This is a genomic window from Mesorhizobium sp. W067 (genome assembly GCF_054719525.1).
Genome location: NZ_JBTTII010000001.1, coordinates 2563924 through 2584742, shown reverse-complemented (window position 1 = coordinate 2584742; position 20819 = coordinate 2563924). Strand labels below are relative to the sequence as shown.

20 protein-coding genes are annotated in these 20819 nt (G+C 62.1%); 12 read left to right on the top strand and 8 right to left on the bottom strand.

The window, feature by feature from the left end:
• Position 1: 1 nt before the first annotated feature.
• Positions 2–187: a DUF2065 domain-containing protein gene (locus ACYG97_RS12770; protein WP_023668333.1), complete on the top strand. Its 186-nt coding sequence runs from the start codon at positions 2–4 to the stop codon at positions 185–187.
• Between the two features lie 238 nt (positions 188–425).
• Entirely contained in the window at positions 426–1943 is a 1518-nt protein-coding gene (locus tag ACYG97_RS12765) for a DegQ family serine endoprotease (RefSeq protein WP_023733843.1), read from the top strand.
• A 43-nt stretch (positions 1944–1986) separates the two neighbouring features.
• Here the strand turns inward: ACYG97_RS12765 and ACYG97_RS12760 are convergent, their stop codons facing one another.
• Both ACYG97_RS12760 and serB read right to left on the bottom strand, forming a co-directional pair.
• A complete protein-coding gene (locus ACYG97_RS12760) occupies positions 1987–2559 on the bottom strand; it encodes a GNAT family N-acetyltransferase (RefSeq protein WP_023733842.1) in 573 nt (190 codons plus the stop codon).
• Positions 2556–3443 carry a phosphoserine phosphatase SerB gene (gene serB / locus ACYG97_RS12755; protein WP_023705524.1) on the bottom strand — a complete coding sequence of 296 codons (888 nt, stop codon included), beginning with the start codon at positions 3441–3443 and terminating at the stop codon, positions 2556–2558. Before serB ends, ACYG97_RS12760 begins: the two co-directional genes overlap by 4 nt.
• Here serB and miaA point away from each other — a divergent pair.
• Both miaA and ACYG97_RS12745 read left to right on the top strand, forming a co-directional pair.
• Positions 3433–4416: a tRNA (adenosine(37)-N6)-dimethylallyltransferase MiaA gene (miaA, locus tag ACYG97_RS12750; protein ID WP_023733841.1), complete on the top strand. Its 984-nt coding sequence runs from the start codon at positions 3433–3435 to the stop codon at positions 4414–4416. The genes serB and miaA overlap by 11 nt on opposite strands.
• 131 nt (positions 4417–4547) lie before the next feature.
• On the top strand, positions 4548–5339 hold the full coding sequence (locus tag ACYG97_RS12745) for a GGDEF domain-containing protein (protein ID WP_023690907.1): 792 nt from the start codon (positions 4548–4550) through the stop codon (positions 5337–5339).
• 287 nt (positions 5340–5626) lie between these two features.
• Here ACYG97_RS12745 and ACYG97_RS12740 read toward each other — a convergent pair whose 3' ends face one another.
• Complete coding sequence (locus ACYG97_RS12740; protein WP_023668338.1) at positions 5627–7459, bottom strand: ATP-binding protein; 1833 nt, start codon at positions 7457–7459, stop codon at positions 5627–5629.
• A 152-nt stretch (positions 7460–7611) separates the two neighbouring features.
• On the opposite strand from ACYG97_RS12740, the gene ACYG97_RS12735 reads away from it, so the two are divergent.
• Genes ACYG97_RS12735 through ACYG97_RS12725 form a run of 3 tightly spaced genes read left to right on the top strand, consistent with a single transcriptional unit; the run spans position 7612 to position 9028 of the window.
• Positions 7612–8178 (top strand): helix-turn-helix domain-containing protein, encoded by a 567-nt coding sequence (locus ACYG97_RS12735; protein ID WP_023733840.1) that lies wholly within the window; start codon positions 7612–7614, stop codon positions 8176–8178.
• Positions 8179–8182: 4 nt separating this feature from the next.
• Positions 8183–8491, top strand: coding sequence for a hypothetical protein (locus ACYG97_RS12730; RefSeq protein WP_023668340.1), 309 nt, complete (start codon positions 8183–8185; stop codon positions 8489–8491).
• Between the two features lie 15 nt (positions 8492–8506).
• Positions 8507–9028, top strand: coding sequence for a GNAT family N-acetyltransferase (locus ACYG97_RS12725; RefSeq protein WP_023733839.1), 522 nt, complete (start codon positions 8507–8509; stop codon positions 9026–9028).
• Here the strand turns inward: ACYG97_RS12725 and ACYG97_RS12720 are convergent.
• Positions 9025–10827 carry an NAD(P)/FAD-dependent oxidoreductase gene (locus ACYG97_RS12720; RefSeq protein ID WP_023668342.1) on the bottom strand — a complete coding sequence of 601 codons (1803 nt, stop codon included), beginning with the start codon at positions 10825–10827 and terminating at the stop codon, positions 9025–9027. The two genes, ACYG97_RS12725 and ACYG97_RS12720, sit on opposite strands and share 4 nt — an antisense overlap.
• Positions 10828–10965: 138 nt before the next feature.
• On the bottom strand, positions 10966–11856 hold the full coding sequence (locus tag ACYG97_RS12715) for a LysR family transcriptional regulator (RefSeq protein WP_023682083.1): 891 nt from the start codon (positions 11854–11856) through the stop codon (positions 10966–10968).
• 121 nt (positions 11857–11977) lie between these two features.
• Between ACYG97_RS12715 and tmpA the strand changes: the two genes are divergently transcribed.
• From tmpA to ACYG97_RS12700, 3 genes are all read left to right on the top strand, one after another.
• On the top strand, positions 11978–13129 hold the full coding sequence (gene tmpA / locus ACYG97_RS12710; RefSeq protein WP_023682082.1) for a 2-trimethylaminoethylphosphonate dioxygenase: 1152 nt from the start codon (positions 11978–11980) through the stop codon (positions 13127–13129).
• Positions 13126–13710: a (R)-1-hydroxy-2-trimethylaminoethylphosphonate oxygenase gene (gene tmpB, locus ACYG97_RS12705; protein ID WP_023707734.1), complete on the top strand. Its 585-nt coding sequence runs from the start codon at positions 13126–13128 to the stop codon at positions 13708–13710. The genes tmpA and tmpB overlap by 4 nt, the downstream gene beginning before the upstream one ends.
• A 394-nt stretch (positions 13711–14104) precedes the next feature.
• A complete protein-coding gene (locus ACYG97_RS12700) occupies positions 14105–14533 on the top strand; it encodes a hypothetical protein (protein ID WP_023731683.1) in 429 nt (142 codons plus the stop codon).
• A 49-nt stretch (positions 14534–14582) separates the two neighbouring features.
• Here ACYG97_RS12700 and ACYG97_RS12695 read toward each other — a convergent pair whose 3' ends face one another.
• The 3 genes from ACYG97_RS12695 to ACYG97_RS12685 all read right to left on the bottom strand — a co-directional run bounded on the left by ACYG97_RS12695 (position 14583) and on the right by ACYG97_RS12685 (position 17084).
• Positions 14583–15230 (bottom strand): LuxR C-terminal-related transcriptional regulator, encoded by a 648-nt coding sequence (locus ACYG97_RS12695; RefSeq protein ID WP_023668347.1) that lies wholly within the window; start codon positions 15228–15230, stop codon positions 14583–14585.
• On the bottom strand, positions 15227–16618 hold the full coding sequence (locus ACYG97_RS12690; protein WP_023690914.1) for a sensor histidine kinase: 1392 nt from the start codon (positions 16616–16618) through the stop codon (positions 15227–15229). Before ACYG97_RS12690 ends, ACYG97_RS12695 begins: the two co-directional genes overlap by 4 nt.
• 163 nt (positions 16619–16781) lie before the next feature.
• Entirely contained in the window at positions 16782–17084 is a 303-nt protein-coding gene (locus ACYG97_RS12685; protein ID WP_023731684.1) for a DUF1236 domain-containing protein, read from the bottom strand.
• A gap of 579 nt (positions 17085–17663) precedes the next feature.
• Between ACYG97_RS12685 and ACYG97_RS12680 the strand changes: the two genes are divergently transcribed.
• Both ACYG97_RS12680 and ACYG97_RS12675 read left to right on the top strand, forming a co-directional pair.
• Positions 17664–18626 carry a DUF1236 domain-containing protein gene (locus tag ACYG97_RS12680; RefSeq protein WP_023733838.1) on the top strand — a complete coding sequence of 321 codons (963 nt, stop codon included), beginning with the start codon at positions 17664–17666 and terminating at the stop codon, positions 18624–18626.
• A 331-nt stretch (positions 18627–18957) separates the two neighbouring features.
• Positions 18958–20754, top strand: coding sequence for an acetolactate synthase 3 large subunit (locus tag ACYG97_RS12675; RefSeq protein ID WP_023668351.1), 1797 nt, complete (start codon positions 18958–18960; stop codon positions 20752–20754).
• The last annotated feature ends 65 nt before the right edge of the window (positions 20755–20819 follow it).

Genomic DNA, 20819 nt, shown 5'->3' with positions numbered 1-20819 from the left:
GGTGCAGGATTTCCTTGCGGCCATAGGCCTGGTCCTCGTCGTAGAGGGTCTGGTCTATGGCGGCTTTCCCGGCCTTGCCAAACGTCTTGCCGGCGAAGTGCTGTCGACGCCGGAAATTGCGCTGCGCATCGTCGGGCTGGTGGCGATCGCCATCGGCGTCGGCATCGTCTGGTTGGTGCGTGGCTGAGGACCGCTGATCTGCAATTCCAGGAAAGTGTGAGCGGTTTTCCGTCCGGAATTGCGTAAAAGCAAAGGGATTGAACGGTTCGCCGTTTCTGCGAAACGGCGAACCGCTCTAAGGTGTAACGGAGGATTTATCCTCCTGATGTGGCCATAGCCGCAAACGTGCCGTATTTCTTGCCAACATGACGCGACGCGGCGTTTTGCCGAAGCGCTTTTTCTTTTCAGATTCCGGGAGGCTTTCGATGACATCCAACACCCTTCTGCGCGCGGCGCGGCGGACGTTCATCGCAGGTGCTGCGGCACTTATGGTCGGCGCGCTTGCCGTTCCGGCTTTCGTGACGCCGACGGTGGCCGCGGACGGACCGGCTTCGGTTGCCGACCTCGCCGAAGGCCTGCTCGGTGCGGTGGTCAACATCTCGACCTCGCAGACCGTGAAGGGCACGGAAGGTCCGGGCGCGGTGCCGATGCCGCAGCTGCCGGAGGGTTCGCCGTTCCAGGATTTCTTCGACGACTTCTTCAAGAACCGTGGCGGCGACAAGGATGGCGGCGCGCAAAAGGTGCAGTCGCTGGGCTCCGGCTTCGTAGTCGACGCCGAGCAAGGCATTGTCGTCACCAACAACCACGTCATCGCCGATGCAGACGATATCGAGGTGAATTTCTCCGACGGCGTGACGCTCAAGGCGACGCTGGTCGGCACCGACACCAAGACCGACGTGGCGGTGCTCAAGGTCGACCCGAAGGGCCACAAGCTGACGGCGGTGAAGTTCGGCGATTCCAACAAGATGCGCGTCGGCGACTGGGTGATGGCGATCGGCAATCCGTTCGGCCTTGGCGGCACGGTGACGGTCGGCATCGTCTCGGCCCGGAACCGCGACATCAATTCCGGCCCCTACGACGACTTCATCCAGACCGACGCCGCCATCAACCGCGGCAATTCCGGCGGACCGCTGTTCAACAGCCTGGGCGAGGTTATCGGCATCAACACGGCGATCATCTCGCCGTCGGGCGGCTCGATCGGCATCGGCTTCTCCATCCCTTCGCAGCTTGCCTCGGGCGTCGTGGACCAGCTGCGCCAGTTCGGCGAGACCCGTCGCGGCTGGCTCGGCGTGCGCATCCAGCCGGTGACCGACGACATCGCCGAGAGCCTCGGCATGGCCACCGCCAAGGGCGCGCTGGTGGCCGGAGTCATCAAGGGCGGACCGGTCGACAACGGCACAATTCTCGCCGGCGACGTCATCATCAAGTTCGACGGCAAGGACATCCATGAAATGCGCGACCTGCCGCGCGTCGTGGCGGAAAGCCCGGTTGGCAAGGCGGTCGACGTGATTATCGTGCGCAAGGGCCTCGAGCAGACGGTAAAGGTGACGCTCGGCCGGCTTGAGGACGGCGAGAAGGTCGCCGCCGGTGAGGACGGCACTACCGATGAGGACAAGGGCGGCGACAAGGCGCCCGCGGTCTCCACGGCCTCGGTGCTCGGCATGACCGTCGGCGAGCTCAATGACGACACACGGAAAAAATTCGGCATCGCGGCCGACGTCTCCGGCGTCGTCATCACCGACGTCACCAAGGATTCGGCCGCCGCCGAGCGCGGCATCCAGGCCGGCGAGGTGATCACCGAAATCGCCCAGGAATCGGTCGCGACCCCGAAGGACGTCATGGACCGGATCGGCGCGCTGAAGGAGCAGGGCCGCAAGAACGCGCTCTTGATGCTGGCCTCGAAGACCGGCGAGTTGCGCTTCGTGACGATCCGGATGGATTGAGTCCGGAAAGCCCCATAACCGGTTGTTTTCAGGGAAAAGGCGGCTAGCGAGCCGCCCTTTTTCGTGCCTGCCAGTCCGTCCGCGACAGTTTGTAGAGGACATGCCGCTTGAGGTGCGGGTGGCTGTTAGGGATGGATGGGTGGTCGAAATCGCGAGCCGGGTCAGGGCTCATGCCAAGACGCTCCATGACGGCCGTCGAGCGGCGGTTGGCCGCGACGGCGAAGGAGACGATCTCGTCCCGGTCAAGCGTTTCGAAGCCAAAGGCGAGCCAGGCTTCGGAGGCCTCCGTGACATAGCCCTTGCGCCAGAATTCCGGCGCCAACCGCCAGCCGATCTCGATCGTATCGGAAGGCAGGGACGGCACGTGATCGGTCTTTAAGAGACCGACGAAGCCGATGCATTCCCCAGTCGCGGCGATCTCGGCGGCGGCAAAACCAAAGCCGTCCTCGGCGATCCAGCCCCGAAACTCGTCCATCTTGGCATCCGTCTCGGCGCGGTCGCGGCGGAACGGAAAGAATTCCATCACCCGCTCGTCCGAATTGATGCGGTGGAAGAGTTCGCGATCGCGGTCTTCCCAGTTGCGCAGGATGAGGCGCTCGGTGCGCATCGGTTTCATTGGGCGAACTCTTCCTGGCGGTAGCCCTGGAGATAAAGCAGCGCGGTGAGATCGCCATGGTCGATGCGGACCTTGGCTTCGGCAGCAACGGCCGGCTTGGCGTGGAGCGCGACACCGGTGCCGGCCAGGCGGATCATGTCGAGGTCGTTGGCGCCGTCGCCGACCGCAATCGCATCGAATGGGGTCAGGCCGAGGCGGGCCGAGATATCGTTCAGCGCATCGGCCTTGGCGGCACGGCCGAGGATCGGCTCGGCGACAAGGCCGGCAAAGCGCCCGTTCTCCTCGATCAGGCGGTTGGCACGGTTTTCCTGGAACCCGAGCATGGCGGCGACACGGCTGGTGAAGACGTCGAAGCCGCCCGAGACAAGCGCCGTCCAGGCGCCATTGGCGCGCATCGTCCGCACCAGGGCGCGGCCGCCCGACGCCAGCGTCAGGCGGTTCGCGATGATGCGGCCGACGACGGCGGCATCGAGGCCTTTCAGCAGCGCCACGCGTTCACGCAGCGCCGGCTCGAAAGCGATCTCGCCGTTCATCGAGCGTGCCGTGATGGCGGCAACGCGGTCCTTGACGCCGATCTCGTCGGCGAGTTCGTCGATGCATTCCTGGTCGATCATGGTTGAATCCATATCGGCAAGCAGGATTGTCTTGCGGCGGCTTTCGGCCTGCTGAACGATCACGTCGACCGGCTCGGAGCCAAGTGCTGTGCGCAAGGCGGCACTTGCCTCGGCGGCTTCTGCCCCCTCGGGCAGCACCAGGTCGCAGGCGACGCCATCGCCCAGCCAGCGAACAGCGCTTGCACCGACCGACCGTGAGGCGATATTCGCAAGCGAGGCCGACATCGCGCGGCGGAGGGGGTGGGACACAAGCGTGGCAATGAGCGGCATCGAGACTTCCAAGCAGCTAGGCGAGGGCGGGCAGGCGGGCGAGGGCCGCGTGAAGAACGCGATCCTGATAGCCGGGCCGACAGCCAGCGGCAAGTCGGCGCTGGCGCTCGATCTCGCCGAGCGCAAGGGCGGCGTCATCGTCAACACCGATTCCATGCAGGGCTATTCGGTGCTCGATGTGCTGACGGCGCGGCCGAGCGCCGCCGAACTCGGCCGCGCGCCGCACTTTCTCTATGGCCATGTGCATCCCTCCACCGCCTATTCCACCGGCGCCTGGCTGCGCGACGTGATGAAGCTGATCGATGACGGCACGCTCGCCCGACAGCCCGACGACGCCGCCTTTGAACGTCCGGTGATTTTCGTCGGCGGCACCGGGCTCTATTTTCGCGCACTTGCCGAGGGCATTTCGGAAATGCCCGACATTCCGCAGCAGGTACGCGACCGCTGGCGCTACGAGTTAAAGGAGCAAGGCGCAGCCAAGCTGCACCGCATCCTGATGCATGAGGATTCGGCGGTCGCCATGCAGCTGAAGCCGACCGACGGCCAGCGCATCGTGCGGGCGCTGGAGGTGCTCGATGCATCCGGCCGCTCCATCCTCGAATGGCAGGCAGCGCGCGGCCGGCCGCTGATCGACCGCGACAGCGCTCGGTTCTTCGTTATCGAGCCGGACCGCGCCGCCCTTGTCGAGCGGATCGAAACAAGGTTCGACCGCATGCTCGATCTCGGCGCGCTCGATGAGGTCAAACGGCTTGCGGCGCTTGGCCTCGATCCCGAGCTGCCGGCGATGAAGGCGATCGGCGTTCGCGAACTTTCGGCCGCCATGGCCGGTGACATCAGCTTTCCTCAGGCCATCGAGCGCTGCAAGGCAGCGACGCGGCAATATGCCAAACGGCAAACGACGTGGTTTCGCCATCAGCTGGGACCGGAATGGCTGAGATTGCAGCCCGGCGACGGCCTGCAAGCCGTGATTTGATTTTCGTGCTGCCAATACAATTAAAGAAACAGAAGTAGGAATGAACATTCCCGCTCCGGTTGTCTGGATTAACCGTCCGTAAGGCGCCGGCATGCCATAGATCCGGGGGGTACTTTTCCAACGGGGAGCAGATGCGTTTCCACAAGGCGGAATCCGCATTTTTCGTCTTTATTTTCGTGATCCTGGCCGCAGGCCTGGTGACGCTTTATGCCTATGGTCAATTGCAGTCCATCGCGGTCGGTCACGATACGACTTCCCGAGTCGAGAGGATCGCTTATCTCAACACGCTGCTGTTTGTCACCGGGGTGCTGCTGGCGACAGCGCTGTTCTTCGGCGTGTTCTTCATCTACCCGTTGATCCGTAGGCAGGCGACGGAAGAGGGCAAGCTGCGCGCCATGACGGTTTCGCTCAGCGCCCGCTCGGAAACGCTGCAGCATGCGGCATTGACCGACGGCCTTACCGGCATGCAGAACCGGCGCTATTTCGACGATGCGCTGAAGGAATATCTCGAGGAATTCCGCCGCATCGAAAAGCCCGTCGGGCTGATGATCCTCGACCTCGATCATTTCAAGCAGGTCAACGACACGCATGGCCACGATGTCGGCGACGAGGTGCTGAGGGCAGTCGCCAATTGCCTCAAAGGCATGACGCGCTATCACGACGTGGTGGCGCGGCTCGGCGGCGAAGAGTTCGCCGTTGTCACCCCCAACATGGACGCGGAGTTGTTGGGGAAGTTCGCCGAACGCATCCGCAAGGCGATTGCCAACATGTCGGTGCTGTCGGGCAATGTCCGCCTCAAGATCACCACCAGCGTCGGTCTTGCCGTCTGGGATCGGAAGGAAACGGCCGAGGAATTCTACCGCCGCGCCGACCGCCAGCTCTACGAGGCGAAGAGGCAAGGCCGCAACCGCGTCTGCGCCTAAAATCCCGGCATTAAATCCGTGAGGCTGGCCGTTTGATGCCGTCTTCTGCGCTTCCGGCCTTCGCCGGCCGAAGCACTCATGAGGTGGTGGCGGCAGCTATGGCTACGGCCGGCGTAGGCCGGTGTTCACGGAATCAATGTCCGCTCCGCTCCGGTTCTCGAAGTCGACACCAACCGACTCAGCCTGACGAATTTTCTGGCGTGATTTACCCAAGCGGCCAACGAAGCCGAGCCCTGGCGCTCCGGCGGCTTCTCAATTGGCCGGCAAAAAAGTCGCTACGCTGAAGGTCAATCGTTCTGCGGGCGCATGCCGAAGGTTGTGGGCTTGAGGCCGTAGCGCAGGTCGAAATCGTCGTCGGGCTGGACGCGCTGGGCGGTGGCCGGCTTGCGGTAATCGGGATCGCCGGCCTGGCGGCCGGAGTCCACGACCTCGGCGAAGGCCATCTGCTGCTGCGGTTTCGGGACGTTGCGCAGCCGCTCGACGATGGCGGCGAGATCGACGTCGTTGCCGTCCTGCGAGAACTCGTCCTGCTCTCGCTTGGCGGTGCCGGGGATAAGGTTCTCCGCCAGTTTCTCGAACTTCAGCCGCATGGTCGTCGCCACGCCTTCACCGAAGGCGATGGCTTCGCGCTGGCCCATGGAGGACAGAAAGGCCAGCGTCGAGGCGGAGGAATCGGCGATCGCCGAGCGGATGATTGCCTGGTCCTGCTCGTTGGCCAGCCGCATGGCGAAGAAGGTCGAGCATTGCGACAGGATGGTCGGATCGAGTTCACCCGGGCGCTGGGTGACGACGCCGAGATAGCAGCCATATTTGCGGCCTTCCTTGGCGATGCGCGACAATGCATGCCTTGTCGGGGCGAAGCCGAGGCGCGGATCGGCCGGCATATAGCGGTGCGCTTCCTCGCACAGCAGCAAAAGCTTCAGCCGGCCCTCGCTCCACAGCGCAAGGTCGAAGGCCAGGCGCGCCAGCACCGAACAGACGGAGTTGACCACTTCGGACGGCATGCCGGCCATCTCGAAACAGGTCACCGGGCGGCCATGATGCGGCACACGGAAAATATTGCCGATCGTCTCGTGGATCGTGTCCTCGATCAGCCGCGAATTGAACATGAAGCGATAGCGCGGGTCGGACGCGGCGGACTCGATGCGCGTCTTCAGCGATTTCAGCGTCGGGCGGTCGTTCTTGCTTTCCAGGAGGCCCATGCGCTCGTCGATCTGCTTGATGAGATCGACCATGCGGTAGGGCACCGGCGTGTCGGCGGTCAGCGCATCGCTGCCGCGGCGCACGTAAGAGCCTGAATTGGGATTGCGATAGAGGTTCTTGGCGGCGGGGATCAGGTCGCGCAGGACATCGACTTCTTCCGGCACGACCTCTCGGCCGCGAAACAGCACTTCGGCGAATTCTTCAAGCCTGAACATCCAGAACGGCAGGTCAAGCGTCTTGGAATCGACCCGGACGCAGAACTCAGGCAGGGATGCCGCGAATTCATTGTGCGGATCGAGAATGAGGATTCGCAGATCGGGCCGGGCGGCGATCGATTTGCGCAGCAGCAGCGAGATGGCGGTGGATTTGCCGACGCCGGTTGTGCCGACAACGGCAAAATGGCGCGCCAGCGTGTCGTCGATGGCGATGTTGGCGTCGATCGACTCATCCTGCGACAGCGTGCCGATGGTGATGGAATGACGCCCGGCGAGATCGTAGACCGCCTGCAGGTCACGGGTACGGATGCGGTGCGCTATGGCGCCGATATGAGGATAGGTGGTGATGCCGCGGTCGAACACCGGTTTGGCGCCGGGCTCCGCGCCGTCGCGCACTTCGCCGATTAGTTCGACGCTGACCTCGATGGGATTTTGTCCCTCATTGCTCCAGGCGCGATCCGACTTGCCGATTTCGTAGACCAGACCAACGGTGCGCGATGTCCCGAGATTGATGGAGATCATCTTGCCGACGGTCCACAGGCCGGTGACCGCTCCTTCGATGTCGTCGGCATAGGCGCTGATGGTGGCGCGCGCACCGTCGCACTGCACGACGTTGCCGAGAATGCGCTTGTCGCTCTGCTCTGCGCGGCGGCGCTCCTGCGAGGTCGGTTCGCCGACGGAGGCTTCGCGCTCGACAAACATACGATCCGATCCCCATTCTCGTGGAGCCTCGATCCTACACAGACGGGGTTAAGGTGGCGTGATGCGGGATGGTGTAGCAGGGGTTAACCCGTCAGCGAAAATTCAACCGGCCGGCCTCTTTTCCGAATCCAAATATTCGATATATTGGACGAATGACTGATATAGCGAATGACATGTCGGCCACGATAGGCAGACGAATCCACGCCGAAAGAGCCTTGCGGGGCTGGTCGTTGGCCGACCTGGCGAACCGCTCCGGCGTCTCCAAAGCCATGCTCAGCACTATCGAGCGCGGCATGACCAGCCCGACGGCCGCGCTACTGGTGCGCATCGCCGCTGCTTTCGGCATGACGCTGTCGACGCTGATTGCACGCGCCGAGCAGCAAGGTGGCGGCCTGCTGCGCGAGAGTGAGCAGCCGGTTTGGCGCGACCCCGGTACGGGCTATGTCCGCCGGCATCTGTCGCCGGTTTCCGACACGCCGCTCGAATTGATCCGGGTGCAACTGCCGGCTGGCGCCAGTGTGAGTTTCCCGGCGGCGTCCTATGCCTTCATCAAGCAGCAGATGTGGCTGATCTCCGGGCGACTTGAGTTCACCGAGGGTGATATGGTGCATAGTCTCGAGCCCGGCGACTGCCTGGCGCTCGGCGCGCCGTCGGACTGCACGTTCCATGCCGTCGGACCGCAGCCGGCCGACTATCTGGTTGCGCTGGTCAGGGGCTGAAATCGTGGCAAGACGTCCCAAGCGCTCCGACAATGGCGGACCGCCGCTCGATGATTACAAGGGTCCGCCATGGGGCAGGGGCGATCCCTACATCTTCCTGGCCTGGCAGGCAGCGCATGCCAAGGCGTGGAAGGCGCCAAGCCGTGACGTGATGCTGATGCGCATGGAAAAGGCCGAGCGGCTTGGCCTGACCTATGAGGAATACACGCTCGAAATCCTCGAACGCGGGCTGCATCTGCAGCCGAAAGACACCGATCGCATCGCCGCGATCAAGGCGAGACGAAAGCGGCGCCGCGTCGCGCGTCTGGATTAGCAAGGGAAAGTGCAGGTGAGTCCCATCGAAATCAGGTCGCTGACTGCGGAAACACGCGACATGCTGGCCGACCTCCTGATCGAGACGGTCGCGGCCGGCGGCTCCGTCAGCTTCATGCATCCCTTATCCAGGCAAGCGGCGGAAACCTTCTGGAGCAACTCGTTGATGGCAGCAGAGAGAGGTGAAAGAGCGGTGCTGGGTGCTTGGTATGGCGACGCGTTGATCGGCACCGTCACCTTGCTGCTCGACTTTCCGGTCAATCAGCCGCACCGGGCCGAGATCGCCAAGCTCATGACCCGCGTCGAACACCGCGGCAAGGGCATAGCGAGCCGGCTGATGCGGGCGGCCGAAACGCTCGCCGTCGAGAAAGGCCGCACGCTTCTGGTGCTGGACACCGCAACCGAGGAGGGCGCTTCCAGCCTTTACGAAAAACTCGGCTTCACGCTCACTGGCGAAATACCGGACTTTGCCCTGAAACCGCATGGCGGGCTGACCGGCACGCTCATCTACTGGAAGCGCATCGGCGGCGCTGCCTAAGCCTTGTGGTGAACCTCTTGCAGCGCGTAGACCGGCGTCGCGATGCCTTCCATGCGCGCCTTCAGCTGCAGCGCCAGGAACTGGGAGTAATGGCGCGACTGGTGCAAATTGCCGCCATGGAACCACAGCGCCTCCTGCTGCGTCGGCTTCCACATGTTGCGCAGCTCGCCTTCCCAGGGGCCTGGGTCCTTCGTGGTGTTGGAGCCGAGGCCCCAGCATTTGCCGACCTTGTCGGCGACCTCCCGTGAGATCAAATCGGCCGCCCAGCCATTCATCGAACCGTAGCCGGTGGCGTAGACGATGAGATCGGCCGGCAGTTCCGATCCATCGCTGAGCAGGACCGAATGCTCCTTGATCTCCTTCACGTCGACACCGCTTTTCAGCTTGATCGACCCGTCGATGATCAGGTCGGAGGCGCCGACATCGATGTAATAGCCCGAGCCGCGTCGCAGATATTTCATGAAAAGGCCGGAGCCGTCGTCGCCCCAGTCGAGCATGAAGCCGGCCTTCTCCAGGCCTTTGTAGAAGTTGGCGTCGCGCTTCTTCATCTCGGCATAGGCCGGAATCTGGAATTCGTGCAGGATCTTGTAGGGCAGGGAGGCGAAGACGAGGTCGGCCTTGGCTGTGGTCATGCCGCTCGCAACCGCCTTTTCCGAATAGAGTGAGCCCAGGCCGATCTCCATCAGCGTGTCCGACTTGACGATGTGCGTGGTCGAGCGCTGCACCATGGTGACGTCGGCGCCGGCCTCCCAAAGGGCTGCTGCAATGTCGTGGGCGGAGTTGTTCGAGCCGATGACGACAGCTTGTCTGCCGACATAGGCATCGGGTCCCGGATGCTTCGAGGAGTGATGCTGGTCGCCCTTGAATGTGTCCATGCCCTTGAAGTTCGGCATGTTGGCCTTGCCGGATTGCCCCGTGGCCAGCACCAATTGTTTCGGCTTCAGCGTGATGTCCTTGCCGTCGCGGCGCACCACCACCGTCCATTCCTTCTTGCTGTCGTCATAGACAGCGCTCATGGCCTCGGTCGACGACCAGTAGTTCAGCTCCATTACCTTGGCGTACATTTCCAGCCAGTCGCCGATCTTGTCCTTGGGCGCGAAGACCGGCCAGTTCCTGGGAAAGTCGATATAGGGCAGATGGTCGTACCAGACCGGATCGTGCAGGCAGAGCGATTTGTAGCGCTTGCGCCAGCTGTCGCCGGCCCGTTCGTTCTTCTCGACGATGATGGTCGGCACGCCGAGCTGCCGCAGCCGCGCGCCGAGCGCGATGCCGCCCTGGCCGCCGCCAATGATGAGCGTATAGGGCTGCGTCTTGAAGCCGAGCTCGGCGGCCTCCTTCTCGCGCTCCTCCTTCCAGGTCGGGCGGTTCTTGCCATGGCCGTGCTTGGCGCCGAGCGGGCGGTCGAAACCGGCCGGCTCCTCATGGCCCTTCAGCTCGACCATGGTGGTGAGCAACGTCCAGATCTTGCCGTCCTTCAGCCGGATGTGGCCGAAGCCGCGCGCCACAGACGTTTCGAAACTGATCCAGCCGTCGAGCAGGCCATCGTTTTCAGTGGCGTCCTCGCCCCTGGCGATCGCCCAGTTCGATGGGTTGGTTTTGGCCAGCTGGCTCACCAGCATGTCGCGCACCTGGTCACGGCCTTCCATGGTCTTGATGTTCCAGGTGAAGCTGACGAGATCGCGCCAAAAACAATCCTCCTGAAAGCAGGCGACCGCCTTGTCGATGTCACCGGCGGCGAGTGCCGCGCCGAAGCGATCGAGCAGGTCGGAAAGCTTCTTGTTGGGGGCCTTGTCGAGCATTGAATTTCCTCCGCGATTTTTCTTGGCCGCCTGTAGCGAGCGGAACCCTGCCGAAGCTTGACGTCCGGCCTGGCGCAGTATCGCGACAAATTATGCGCCGCGTCACGTCGTCCAATAGTTTGCCGCGTATTCAGGGGCTTATCGGGAAATCGGGACGCCGAAGACCGTTGCGAACCAGCGGCGGACCGCTTCTTCGGCCGGGCTCAGATGCGCGCCCGAAGGTGCGGTCAGATAGTGGCCGGCACCGCTCGACAGCGTAAAGCCGGACAGGGTAACGAGAGATCCTTCGCGCAGTGCCGCGTCGGCCAACGGTCGCGATCCCAGCACCATGCCGGCGCCGTGCTTCGCCGCCTCCAACGCGGTAACGAAACTGTCGAATTTGTGCGTGGGCCCGAGCGCCGGCTTCATCCGGGCGACGGCGAACCACTCGCCCCACATTTCCCGCGCGCCGACCACTGTAAGTCTCGGCAATCCTGTCCAATCCTTGGCCTTGGCGACATTTGGCGACGCCATCGGCGTTAAGGTTTCGCGGGTGAGGCGGTCGGCCTGCCGTCCGGCAAAGGAGCCGGAGCCAATGCCGAATCGGATGTCGAGACCCACAAAGCGCTCGCCGTAATCGGCCGGTGTGTGGATGGTCTCGATCTGCAGCTGGACGAAGGGCAGGTCCTTGGCCATTTGCGGCAGCTTCGGCGCGATCATCAGCACGGCAAACGAGATCGGCGAGCGTATCGTCACGCTCTGGACGGTCTTGGGTTCGAACAACTCGCGCGTGCTGTTGGCGATCACGGCAAAGGCCGATTGCAGATGCGGCAGGTAGGCGGCACCCTCCGGCGTCAATTCGACGCCGCGCGCCAGGCGGATGAACAGCGGCTGCTTCAACCGCTCTTCGAGAGAACGGATGTGCTGGCTGACCGCAGCCTGGGTCAGGCCAAGCTCGGCCGCGGCGGCGGTGAAATTCGACAGCCGCGCGGCGGCCTCGAAACTCCGCAGCCAGTCGAGCGGCGGCAAGGGCAGGGTTGTTTGAGGCATAAACCGTTTATGGCCTTTGGCCGCAAAATGATAATTTGAGTTATGCCTTCGACATCATCACGATGCAACCGGAAACCCTGCGGAGTTGGCTGCGGGGCGCAGCGGACAGGAACGGATCTCCATGCTTACCCAGGCGCTGATCGGCGACGAAGGAAGAACGATCGACCTCGGTTGGAAGGACGGCGCGCGCACTCGCTTTCACGCCATGTGGTTGCGCGACAATGCGCTCGACGACAAGACGCGCAGCGCCGGCAACGGCCAGCGGCTGATCACCATTCTCGACATTCCGGCGCAAACGCGGATCGGCGCAGCCGCGATCAAGGGCGATGCGCTTGAAGTCAGTTTCGAACCGGAGGGAAAGACGGTGCGCTTTCCTGCGGCATGGCTGAGCGCCAATGCCTATGACCGCGATGCCGCCCGACAGCCCGGCTGGACAGGCGAGGGCACCGTGCGATGGACCAGGGCCTCTATGCAGAATTCGGTGCCGCGCGCCGGCTATGTCGCGGCCAGCCGCGACCGCGCCGTCTTGCGGCAATGGCTGTCGGCGGTGAAGACCTACGGCTTCGCGGTGATGGACGATCTGCCGGCCGAATCCGGGGCGCTGTGCAAAGTGTCCGATCTGTTCGGCTATATCAGGGAGACCAATTACGGCCGCTGGTTCGAGGTGCGCGCCGAGGTCAATCCAACCAATCTGGCCTACACCAATCTTGGCCTGCAGGCGCATACCGACAACCCCTATCGTGATCCGGTGCCGACCTTGCAGATCCTGTCGTGTATCGAAAACACGGTCGAGGGCGGCGAATCCAGCGTCGTCGATGGTTTTGCCGTGGCGGCCGCGCTGCAGGCCGAAAACCCCGAAGGCTTCCGGCTGTTGAGTTCATACCCGGCGCGCTTCGAATATGCCGGCTCGTCGGGCGTGCGATTGCAGGCCAAGCGGCCGATGATCGAGCTCGGGCCGGATGGCGAACTCATCGCCATCCGCTTCAACAACCGCTCGCTGGCGCCGACCGTCGATGTGCCGTTCGCGGAGATGGAGGCCTACTACGCCGCCTATCGCCGGTTTGCCGAACTGATCGAGGATCCGTCCTTCGAAGTGACCTTCAAGCTCGAGGCGGGCCAGGCCTTCATCGTCGACAACACCCGCGTCATGCATGCCCGCAAGCAGTTCTCCGGCGCCGGCAAGCGCTGGCTGCAGGGCTGCTACGCCGACAAGGATGGCCTTTTGTCGACGCTGTCGGCGATCGAACACGAATTCAAGGAAGCAGCGGAATGAGCAGCCAGGATTTGAACGCGAGCAACATCGTCGAATTCATCGCCGATATTTTCGAACGCCGAGGGGCTGAATCCTATCTCGGCGAACCCGTCACCATGTCGGAGCACATGTTGCAGGGCGCCTGGTTCGCCGAAAAGGACGGCGCGCCCGATGTGCTGGTGGCGGCAGCACTGCTGCACGATATCGGCCACTACACCAGCGAGTTCGGCACCTATTCGCCCGACGATGTCGAGGACAAGCATCATGACGAAGCCGGCGGCGAGGTGCTGGCGCCGTTCTTTCCACCGGTGATCGTCGAATGCGTCAGGCTGCATGTCGCGGCCAAGCGCTACCTCTGCGCTACCGACCCCACCTATTTCGGCAGGCTGTCGCAGGCCTCGGTCCACACGCTGTCGCTGCAAGGCGGGCCGATGAATGCCGAAGAGGTGGCCGAGTTCCGCAAGAACCCGTTCCACGAGGAAGCGGTGCGGGTTCGCATCTGGGACGAGGCCGGCAAGATCGCCAACATGAAGACCCGGGCATTTCGCGACTACATGCCGCTGCTGCAGCGGGTTGTCCGCGACTTCGCCAATCGCGCCTGATCGCAATCCGGGGAAGGAACGGCATATGCACCGTTTCGACGGCAAACATGCGCTAACCGTATGCCGCCGCAGACTTGCCGCGAGCGTCTGCGTGGGCAGGCGCTCGCGCCTCGCTGCCGATCCCTACCGGTGACGAGCCTTGTCACCGCGGATTTTATTGCGACATCCGTCGGCGCGGCCCAAGATCAGTAGGTCAGACTTCGGTGTATATTTGACTCAGACGAAGGTCTGAGAATCGAGCTGCAAGCACGAAAGGAGAGTTTCCTCAGCGTTTGTGAGCCGCAATTTTGGGCTGTTCATTCTTGAATACCGTGACACATCATGATGTGATGGTGGCATGAATGGAGAAAGGCAGCCCCTGTTTTCATCCGTGCGTCGCCGGGCGTACTTTAGCTTGCGCGTATTCGCGGCGGTTGCGGTGACGATGCCGGTGCTTGGTCTGCGGTTGAGCCATGTCGACGGTTACAAGATCGAATTCGCCGCTGCCAGCGCCAAGAGCGGAAACAATGGCAATGGTAACGGTGGTGGCAACGGTAGTGGTAACGGTAATGGCTCAGGCGGCAACGCCGGGAATGGCAACGCCAACGGAAAGGGAAAAAATGGTGCCGGCGACAACGCCGCCGGTAGCCAAGCTCCCAGTAGCCAAGTCAATGCCGCTGGCGACACGGTGACGGTACAGGGCGCCAAAATCCAGGTCGTGCATCGCGATGGATTCAGCGAAAGCATCGAGGCCGGCCGCTTCACTATGAAGGATCCGCTTGGAAGGACAATTGTCGAACGCGCCGTAAGGGCCTCCGACATTGCTCGTCTGAAAGGGCTGTAACTGTTGGTTCGCCAACCAGCATCCGACCTTCAGACAAGCCCCGATCTCCCTATACAAGACCCGTTTTGGGCGCGTGCATAAGAATGGCTGCTTCGGTGCGGTTTCGCACCTTTAGCTTTTGAAATATCCGAGTCATGTGGTGTTTTACGGTTTTCTCCTGCAGGTTGAGACGTTTGGCGACTTCTTTATTGCTCAGTCCTTCGCCTACCAAGGAGATTATCCCAAGCTCGCGTCCCGAGAGATTGGCAACGAGATCGGTTGTGCGCTTTTCCGGCCGGATCAGTTCATTCAAAAGCTGCGCTGACAGGGTCGGCGAAACATATTTTTTTCCTGCGGCTATATAAGTCAGCACCTCGGCCAGCGATGCCGCCCCAATCCCTTTCAGCACATATCCGCGTACGCCCAGCCTGAGCGCCGTTGCCAAATCGGCGTTCGCCTCCGAGACGGTGAGCATGACGATCTTGCAGTCAGGCTGAGTTGCAAGAATATTTTCCGCTGCCGCCAGACCCCCTCCCGGCAAACTGATGTCTAGCAGCAATATGTCGGGATTTGCCAAGGCCGCAAGCTGTTCGGCATCCGTCGCGGTTTCGCCCGCACCAACGACTTCGAAGCCGCCGATTTCGGCGAGGCTGCGAGCCACACCCTCGCGAAACAGCGGATGATCATCAACAATGGCAATCCTTATGGGAGCGGTCATTTCTGGTCCTCGATGTTGAGCGTTATGGTCAGCCGGGTCCCCCTGGGGCTCGAAAAGGTCTCGAAGTGACCTCCGATACTTTCGATACGTTCCCTCATACCGGCGAGTCCAAGTCCTTCACACGATCCCGACTGGAATCCAGGGCCGTGATCAAGCACTTGAATGAGGAGCTTGCCCTGCGTCACTCTCGCCTTGACAGCCTGCCCCTTGCCCAGACCGTGTCGCCAGGCATTGTTCAGCCCCTCCTGCGCGAAGCGAAAGATGCTTATTTTCTCGGACGTCCCCAGGTCGGGCAGGCGAGATGGCAGTGAAAGCGATACGGAGGAGGCCGTCCGGCGTTCATGTTCGGCAACCGCAAGCCGCAATATCTCCGCGACTGTCGAAGCTTCGATCTGTGGCAGCACGAGGCCGGTGCAGATGGCGCGGATCTCCCGCATCGCCTCGTCCAACGTATGATGGATATCGGCGATCTCGGTCTTCCGGTGGCTTGGGGATGCGGCGGGATCGAGCAGCAGAGGGCTGTCCATGCGCAGCGCAGCCAGTGCGACCAGCTGAGCTGGACCGTCATGCAAATCAGACCCGATGCGACGCAAGTAACGCTCGTTGATTGCCGTTGCGCGGCGCGACGCCTGCTGGACGCGCTCCCGCAAAGCGGAATTCTGCTCCAAAAGCAACTGAAGTTCGGCCACTTGTGTCTCAAGCGCTGAACGCTGCGTTTCGATAGTGCTGCTGCCGCGAAGCACGATTCCCGAGAGCATCGCCAAGGCGACCGCGGTCGCGCCAGCCACGAGCAGCCAGCTCGACCATAGTGCCGAGTTTAAAGTGCCCTGAAGATCGTCGGCTATCTCGTAGAACTCGGAAACGGCCACAACATCGCCCGACCACGGCTCTCGAACCGGATTGTAGATCTCGAGCAGCGAGGCGGTGGGGCTCTTCCGTTCCTTCCTTTCATTTTCGTCCAGATCATTGAATTGCGCCACCACGTTTCCACCGAACGCATGCAGCAAGTTCGCATTTGGCTCGAAGGTCTGGCCGATAAGAGCCGCGTCTTTGGCGTACAGCACCTTGCCATCACGCCGCCAAAGCACGAACGACGCCAGTTTTTTGCCGAGAGCACCCTGGTCCAGGGTTTCATCGAGCGCCCGTTTAACGGTGTCGCTGAGCTGCTGGCTTTTGCGCATATCCGGCAGGATTGGCGCGATGACACTGTCGACGTAAAGCGCGGTCGTGCTTGCAGAGTTGCGGATCACTCCATCTCGTATTTGCGAGGTGACCCATAGGCCGACGACCAGCATCAGCGACAGCAGCCCAATGCTTCCGACTATGATGAACTGCCAAGCCAACGATAGCCTGTTCCAGTTTTGATAGAGACTATCAATGTAGCGCACGTCTCAACCGACCCCGCGACTTTGGCCGCGCCAAAATGCCTAAGCCATCCTACATCTAGAACGGTCGATGGTGCGAGCAAGCGCTAGGTTGAATTGCCGGGGAAACCGCAATTTCAGGGCATGATCCCACCGCCACCCGCGGGGAACGGCGGTGGGATCAGCGTTACTGTATGATCTTGACGATCTTCCGCGTGCCGGGGTCGACCAGCACGGTTCGCCCGTCGACCACAACGTAGCGATACTTGACGCTCGGCACTTCATGCAGTTCCACCGTGTCGGGAATGGCGGTCCCCACGTTCAATTCGACACCTGGAATCTTCACCGACGCAAGGGGCTGCTTTTTCACGTATTCGCGCACAACCGTTTCCTGCTCCGGCGCGATGATGACGTCTTGAGCGGCAACTACGCCCGCGCTCGCGAGCAGCAAGAATCCGGCAATTGCGGTCGACTGGTACATGGTCGTCATGATTCTCTCCTTCATCAACGCTCATGCATCTTGCGCGAGCTCGATTCCGATACGGTGGTTGTTGGTGAGGTTGATGCACACCGCAAGCCGAACGGGCTTTTCGCGGCTGCGTTCCCGCGTGGGGCTTCGGTCCGGGCGTCATCGGGCCAATGGACTATAGGGAGAGGGACCAAAGTCTGGTGCCAGGCTGTAGAGGTCCTAGAGCCTCCTCAGGGCGGAACACAGGGTTCTCGGCATCGTTGAGATCAGCACTTGTGGGAGGCGTTAATGGACAACAGCGTCCATCAGGCACGATGGTTGCTCTTGCCTGTTTTCGGGGTAGCCATCCTGGTCATGACGACGGGAGTACTTCTAAGCTTGTGAGGCTGGTGTCATCGCTATGGGATCACAAGCTCAGAAAAAAGCAAAAATCTTGCGTTGCATTAATTTTTTGATGCAATTTGTAGCTGATTGTTGGCAAAACTACTGCCTACATTTATTGGTCTTCTTAGAAGCCCGATTTTATTCGCAAAATGCGGAACAAAGTATTTTTGACAGAGTTGGCTAGGCTGAGGGACCGACTCTTTAAGGAGAAAGCAGATGAAACATGTGTTGATCACGAGCATGATTGCGCTTGGCGTCGGGTGCGGCGCCGCGATCGCCCAGACCCAGGCTGTGCAGCCGAGCGGCGGCGACAACTGCGCCGCTGGCGCGGCCGATTGCCAGAAGGGCGGCAAGGCCGGCGAACAGGCGCAAGGCAAGATGAAGTCACAGGCCGATCAGAATGCACAGGGCCAGGCTGGCGCCACGACCGATCAGCAGGCTCAGGGCAAAGCCAAGCTCAAGACGGATGAACAGGCACAGGGCAAGGCCGGGACCAGTACCGAGCAGAATGCTCAGGGTCAGGCCGGCGCCACGACCGATCAGCAGGCTCAGGGCAAGGCCAAGCTCAAGACGGATGAACAGGCCCAGGGCAAGGCCGGGACCAGCACCGAGCAGAATGCTCAGGGCCAGACCGGCACCAGCACCGAGAAGCAGGCTCAGGGCAAGGCCAAGCTCAAGACGGATGAACAGGCCCAAGGCAAGGCCGGGACCAGCACCGAGCAGAACGCTCAGGGCCAGACCGGCACCAGCACCGAGAAGCAGGCTCAGGGCAAAGCCGGGACCAGCACCGAGCAGAACGCTCAGGGCCAGACCGGCACCAGCACGGACCAGCAGGCCCAGGGCAAGGCCGGGACCACCACCGAGCAGAACGCTCAGGGCAACACAAACGTCCAGACCGACCAGGGCAATACGGCCTCGATCAACAACGTGACAGTCGAGCAGAAGACGCAGGTCACGCAGATCATCCACGAGACCAGGGTTGAGCCGGTGAAGAACGTCGACTTCGACATTTCGGTCGGCATCGAGGTGCCGCGGCACAAAGTGCGCCTGCACCGTCTGCCGGCGCGCATTGTCAAGATCGTCCCGGCTTACGAATCCTATGAGTACTTCGTGCTGGCCGACGGGCGCATCGTCATCGTCGACCCGGATACGTACAAGATCGTGCTGATCCTGACGTGACACGGCAGTGGCTCTTGTTCCCGGCGCGGTGCGATTGAGGGGTATCGTATGCGCCGCGGTGGCCCGCCGACCAGAGGCGGCGGGCCACTTGCTTTGTCTTTCGCATCGCGCGTTTTTCCCGTTGACACCTTGCCTTTCACCCTCGTAGTGTCCGCCACGATGAAAAAGGCACTCATTCTCGTAGGAAAGCGCGTGGGCAAGGCGGTGTAACCGCCGGGCGAAAACCTCCCATGCGCAACACACAGGCTCCCATCGGGGGCCTTTTTTATTGCCCGAAACACGACTAAACGACCAGCAATCGCCTCATGGCTAGAAGTACGGGACCAGACCGATGAGCAACGGACAGAACGAACGGCGCGAAATGCCAAACAGGGAAATGACTGGCGCCGAAATGGTGGTGCAGGCGCTGAAGGACAATGGCGTCAAGCATGTCTTCGGCTATCCCGGCGGCGCGGTGCTTCCGATCTATGACGAAATCTTCCAGCAGGACGAGGTCGAGCACATCCTCGTCCGCCACGAGCAAGGCGCAGGGCATGCGGCCGAAGGCTATGCCCGCTCGACCGGCAAGGCCGGCGTCATGCTGGTGACCTCCGGCCCGGGCGCCACCAATGCGGTGACGCCGCTGCAGGATGCGCTGATGGATTCGATCCCGCTGGTCTGCCTGACCGGGCAGGTGCCGACTTCGCTGATCGGCTCCGACGCGTTCCAGGAGTGCGACACGGTCGGCATCACGCGCCCCTGCACCAAGCACAACTGGCTGGTGAAGGACGTCAACGAATTGGCCGCCACCATCCATGAGGCCTTCCATGTCGCGACGACCGGCCGCCCCGGCCCGGTGGTGGTCGACATTCCGAAGGATGTGCAGTTCGCCAAAGGCATCTATGTGCCGCCGCAGGCGGCGCCGCGCACCAGCTACCAGCCGAAGGTCCAGGGCGACCTGGAAAAGATCAAGGCCGCCGTCGAACTGATGGCCAGCGCCAAGAAGCCGATCATCTATTCGGGCGGCGGCGTCATCAACTCCGGTCCGGAGGCCAGCCATCTTCTGCGCGAACTGGTCGACCTCACCGGCTTCCCGATCACCTCGACGCTGATGGGCCTCGGCGCGTATCCGGCATCGGGCAAGAACTGGATGGGCATGCTGGGCATGCACGGCACTTATGAAGCCAATATGGCGATGCATGATTGCGACGTGATGATCTGCATCGGCGCGCGCTTCGACGACCGCATCACCGGACGGCTGACCGCCTTCTCGCCCAACTCGAAGAAGATCCACATCGACATCGATCCATCGTCGATCAACAAGAACGTGCACACGGAAGTGCCCATCATCGGCGATGTCGGCCGGGTGCTGGAGGACATGGTGCGGCTGTGGCGGGCGAGCGCCAAGGCCGACAAGAAGGCGCTCCATCCCTGGTGGGAGCAGATCGCCAAATGGCGCGCGCGTGACTCGCTCGCGTTCAAGATGAACCACGATGTGATCATGCCGCAATATGCCATCCAGCGGCTCTACGAACTGACCAAGGACATGGACACCTACATCACCACCGAGGTCGGCCAGCACCAGATGTGGGCGGCGCAGCACTATCATTTCGAGAAGCCGAACCGCTGGATGACGTCGGGCGGGTTGGGCACGATGGGCTACGGTCTGCCGGCTGCGCTCGGCGTGCAGATCGCGCACCCGGATGCGCTGGTCATCGACATCGCAGGCGATGCCTCGGTGCAGATGACGATGCAGGAGATGAGCGCGGCGGTGCAGCACAATGCGCCGATCAAGATCTTCATCCTCAACAACCAGTATATGGGCATGGTGCGCCAGTGGCAGCAGCTGCTGCACGGCAACCGTCTGTCGCATTCCTACACCGAAGCGATGCCCGACTTCGTCAAGCTGGCCGACGCATATGGCGGCCATGGCATTCGCTGCGAGAAGCCGGACGAGCTGGACGATGCGATCAAGGAGATGATCGCGGTGAAGAAGCCGGTGCTGTTCGATTGCCGGGTGGCGACGCTCGCCAACTGCTTCCCGATGATCCCGTCGGGCAAGGCGCATAATGAAATGCTCCTGCCCGACGAGGCGACCGACGAAGCCGTGGCCAACGCCATCGACGCCAAGGGCAGGGAACTGGTCTAGGTCCAAGCCGGGGCAGGGCTGTCGCGAGAAGCCGTGCGCAAACAGAGAATTAGCTCAAAGTCTGA

What these genes read in the sequence shown, in the direction of transcription:
- ACYG97_RS12720 (WP_023668342.1), bottom strand. Translation starts at nt 10,827, where the DNA reads ATGCTCGACAAGGCCCCCAACAAGAAGCTTTCCGACCTGCTCGATCGC.
- miaA (WP_023733841.1), top strand. Translation starts at nt 3,433, where the DNA reads ATGAGCGGCATCGAGACTTCCAAGCAGCTAGGCGAGGGCGGGCAGGCG.
- ACYG97_RS12715 (WP_023682083.1), bottom strand. Translation starts at nt 11,856, where the DNA reads ATGCCTCAAACAACCCTGCCCTTGCCGCCGCTCGACTGGCTGCGGAGT.
- serB (WP_023705524.1), bottom strand. Translation starts at nt 3,443, where the DNA reads ATGCCGCTCATTGCCACGCTTGTGTCCCACCCCCTCCGCCGCGCGATG.
- tmpA (WP_023682082.1), top strand. Translation starts at nt 11,978, where the DNA reads ATGCTTACCCAGGCGCTGATCGGCGACGAAGGAAGAACGATCGACCTC.
- ACYG97_RS12695 (WP_023668347.1), bottom strand. Translation starts at nt 15,230, where the DNA reads ATGACCGCTCCCATAAGGATTGCCATTGTTGATGATCATCCGCTGTTT.
- ACYG97_RS12680 (WP_023733838.1), top strand. Translation starts at nt 17,664, where the DNA reads ATGAAACATGTGTTGATCACGAGCATGATTGCGCTTGGCGTCGGGTGC.
- ACYG97_RS12735 (WP_023733840.1), top strand. Translation starts at nt 7,612, where the DNA reads ATGACTGATATAGCGAATGACATGTCGGCCACGATAGGCAGACGAATC.
- ACYG97_RS12765 (WP_023733843.1), top strand. Translation starts at nt 426, where the DNA reads ATGACATCCAACACCCTTCTGCGCGCGGCGCGGCGGACGTTCATCGCA.
- ACYG97_RS12675 (WP_023668351.1), top strand. Translation starts at nt 18,958, where the DNA reads ATGAGCAACGGACAGAACGAACGGCGCGAAATGCCAAACAGGGAAATG.
- ACYG97_RS12685 (WP_023731684.1), bottom strand. Translation starts at nt 17,084, where the DNA reads ATGACGACCATGTACCAGTCGACCGCAATTGCCGGATTCTTGCTGCTC.
- ACYG97_RS12745 (WP_023690907.1), top strand. Translation starts at nt 4,548, where the DNA reads ATGCGTTTCCACAAGGCGGAATCCGCATTTTTCGTCTTTATTTTCGTG.
- ACYG97_RS12760 (WP_023733842.1), bottom strand. Translation starts at nt 2,559, where the DNA reads ATGAAACCGATGCGCACCGAGCGCCTCATCCTGCGCAACTGGGAAGAC.
- tmpB (WP_023707734.1), top strand. Translation starts at nt 13,126, where the DNA reads ATGAGCAGCCAGGATTTGAACGCGAGCAACATCGTCGAATTCATCGCC.
- ACYG97_RS12740 (WP_023668338.1), bottom strand. Translation starts at nt 7,459, where the DNA reads ATGTTTGTCGAGCGCGAAGCCTCCGTCGGCGAACCGACCTCGCAGGAG.